The 3404-nt window shown below is 71.8% G+C and carries 1 protein-coding gene and 1 pseudogene; one reads left to right on the top strand and one right to left on the bottom strand.

Translation table 11 applies throughout. The features are described 5' to 3' along the window. Nucleotides 1-178 precede the first annotated feature (178 nt). A complete protein-coding gene (locus KS423_RS41515) occupies nt 179-2050 on the bottom strand; it encodes a glycoside hydrolase family 15 protein (protein WP_224284901.1) in 1872 nt (623 codons plus the stop codon). A gap of 749 nt (nt 2051-2799) precedes the next feature. Here KS423_RS41515 and KS423_RS41510 point away from each other — a divergent pair. Continuing rightward, a pseudogene (locus KS423_RS41510) lies at nt 2800-3404 on the top strand (hypothetical protein); the annotation flags it as partial.

Genomic DNA, 3404 nt, shown 5'->3' with positions numbered 1-3404 from the left:
CATCGCCACCGCAACCAGCCCCCTTCAACCTGCTCGGATCTCCAGATCAGGACAGCAGGCGCACAGGGCCAGCGACCGGCAAAGCCGTCAGCCTCACCCTCCCCAGTGAAGATCACCAACAGCATCCGGAATGTGCGACAGAGTCAACTTCTTCCTGACACGCTCCGATCGGGAACGGTCAGTCGTCCTGGTACTGCGCGCGGGCCTCGTCGAGTGCCTGGTCGAGGGTGGTGGCCGCCATGATCAGCGACAGGTGGGTGAACGCCTGTGGGAAGTTGCCCAGTTGCTCGCCGCTGGGGCCGATCTCCTCGGCGAAGAGGCCGACGTGGTTGGCGTAGGTCTGCATCTTCTCGAAGGCGTAGCGCGCCGGGCGCAGCCGGCCGGCGCGGGCGAGGGCATCGACGTAGAGGAAGGAGCAGAGGCTGAAGGTGCCCTCCGAGCCGCGCAGGCCGTCCGGTGAGGCCGCTGGGTCGTAGCGGTAGACGAGGCTGTCGGATACCAGGGTGCGGTCCATCGCGTCGAGCGTCGACAGCCAGCTCTCGGTCTGGGGGGCGAGGAAGCCGAGTCTGGGGATCAGCAGCAGCGAGGCGTCGAGCACGTCGCTCCCGTAGGTCTGGGTCAGGGCCTGTTCCTTCGCGTTCCAGGCGCGTTCCATCACTTGTTCCAGGATGGTGTCGCGGGCCGCCGTCCAGCGGGCGGTGTCGGCGGGGCGGCTGTAGTCGGACGCGAGCCGAAGGCCGCGGTCGAAGGCCGTCCAGCACATCACCCGGCTGAAGGTGAAGTCGTTGCGCCCGCCGCGGGTCTCCCAGACGCCCTCGTCCGGGCGGTCCCAGGAGTCGGCGAGCCAGTCCAGTGTCCGGGCCAGGTTCTTCCAGCCGTGGTAGCTGGCCCGCATACTGACCTCGCGACCCTCGGCCAGGGCGTAGAGCGCCTCGCCGTAGATGTCCAGTTGCAGCTGTTCGGCGGCGGCGTTCCCGGCCCGCACGGGGCGCGAGCCGCGGTATCCCTCCAGGTGCGGGAGGATCTCTTCGGTCAGCTCGGGGTCGCCGTCGACCCGGTACATGATCTGCAGCGGTTCGCCGACGATCTCCTTTCGGCCCCGCAGCCGGTCGCCCAGCCGCTCTCCCAGCCAGTGGGTGAACTGCGCGGCCTCCTCGGCGAACCCGAGGTCGAGCAGCGCCCGTACTGAGAGTGAGCCGTCCCGCACCCAGGTGTAGCGGTAGTCCCAGTTCCGTTCGCCACCGACCTGTTCGGGCAGCCCCATGGTGGCCGCGGCCACCGGGGCGCCGGTGGGGGCGTAGGTGAGCAGTTTGAGCGTGATGGCGGAACGGTTCACCATGCCGGGCCACCGGCCCCGGTACCGGGAGCGGCGCACCCAGCGTTGCCAGAACTCCACGGTCTGCCACAGCATTCCGACGACACCGTCCGGGGTCGGGGGCTCCGGCGGTTCCCCGTCCGGCCCGCAGACGGTGAACACGGCGGCCGCCACCTCGCCCGTGTTCAGGACGAGCTCACTGCGGACGTCCCGCAGGCCGGCGGCGCCACTGCCCGTGGCCTTTGCCCGCAGCGGAAAGGTGCTCTGCAGGTACGCGGTGACACCGGGAGCGCGGAACACGGCCGCGCCGTCGTCCCGAAGCTCCAGCTCGTGGGAGGCCCGGCCGTAGTCGAACCGCGGTCGGCACTCCAGTACGAAGCGCACCGTCCCGCGCACGGCCCGTACCCCGCGCACCAGCACATGCCGGTCGGTGGGCGTCCCCGTCCGGTCCGGCGGCATGAAGTCGAAGATCTCGCCGACCCCGTCAGGGGACATGAACCGGGTCACCAGGACCGCGGTGTCCGGGTAGTACAGCTGCCTGCAGGTGACACCGCGCTCCTCGGGCGCGAACAGGAAGTAGCCTCCGCGGTCGTGGTCCAGCAGCGCGGCGAACACGCTGGGCGAGTCGAACCTGGGCGCCGCGAACCAGTCGACCACCCCCTGTGCCGAGACCATCGCAGCGGTCTGCAGGTCGCCCACCAGGCCATGGTCGGCGATGGGCGGGTACCGATCCATGATCATCACGCCTTTCCGACAGCCACCCGCCCCTCCGTACCACTCTCCGCCCCACCCGACCCCCTACGCGAGACGAACCGCACTCTCACCGCTTCACCGCGATCCAGCCAGGAATCCCGCGGCTTTACCGTAGCCACCGGGAGGAATGGCTTCCCTGTGCGGGGGTGTCCCCGGTGTTCGACGGCTCCACGGGTGAACAACCCCGCCGAGGCGGTCGTTCACGCCGCTTCGGTCAGCGGCCGGCCTCCCCAGCGGCCTCGACGGGGACGTCGATGTGCTGAAGCAGTGCCTCAGCCGCCGGTGGTCACACCCCCCACAGTGCATCCCGGTCGGATCGACATCGACGCCCCGGTTCGGCGGCTGCCGGACGAACAATCGGCTTGCGGCGGGCAGTGGCATTCGGACATGATCCTCCCCATGCGCGACCTCAACAGGAAGGGCGGCCACCGCCCGAGCAGGTGAGCCCCACCCGCCGCCGACGACCGGCGGCCGGCCCCGTGCCACCACTCGCCGGGCGCCCGTACCCGGCTCAGCCGCTGCGGCCAGGCCGCCACCCCGGCCTCCGCCACCCCGGTTCCGCGCCCTGCCACGTTCACCACCACAGCCACGGCCGCGTCCACCACCGCGACCACGTGCGCGACCGCGCACCCGCCGTCGGCGCGCCGGCGCCACGCGCCCCTCCACCTGTGGCCCACGCCGCCCCCGCCTTCGTTCCCCGTCGACAACAACCCGCCCTGGAGGAAACCCCTGTGACGACGACCCCGCTGGACACTGCCTGGAGCCTCGTGGAGTCCGGTGACCCGGGCGCCGCGATGCGCGAACTGCGCTCGGTCGCACGTGACCTGCCGGCCGCCCGGGTGGCCCCGCTGGTCGAGCGGCTGGCCGCCGACGGCGGCTTCGACGACCTCGTCGAGGCCGCCCGCACCCTGGTCGCCAAGCCCGCCCACCCCGGCGCGCTCTATCAGTACGGCTACGCCTGCGTCGGACGCGGCGCCTCCTTCCTCGCCGTCCCCGCCCTCACCGAGGCTCTGCGCGCGGCCGAAGCACCGCCGCGCGGCCTGCTCGCCAAGGTCCGCGGCCGGGCCGACCAGCGGCTTCCGATCATCGCCGAACTCGCCACCGCCCTTGAGGACGAGGAACGCCACGCCGAGGCCGTCACCCTGCTGCGCGACCACGACACGCTGCTCCGCGACTGGCCCGAGCGCTACCTGCTCGCGTACAACACCCTGATGGCCGGCGACGCCACCGCGGCCCGCACCGTCTTCGACCGCCTGCCGGCCGAGGCCGGCCAGTGGCAGCCCGCCGCCGACCGGCTGCGCCGCTCCCTCGACCGCGCCACGGCCGTCGCCGCCAC

It is taken from the genome of Streptomyces sp. LS1784 (assembly GCF_020103755.1).
Classification (GTDB): Bacteria; Actinomycetota; Actinomycetes; order Streptomycetales; family Streptomycetaceae; genus Kitasatospora.
The sequence above is the reverse complement of the archived record's forward strand: the minus strand, read 5'-3'. Positions and strand labels throughout refer to the sequence as shown.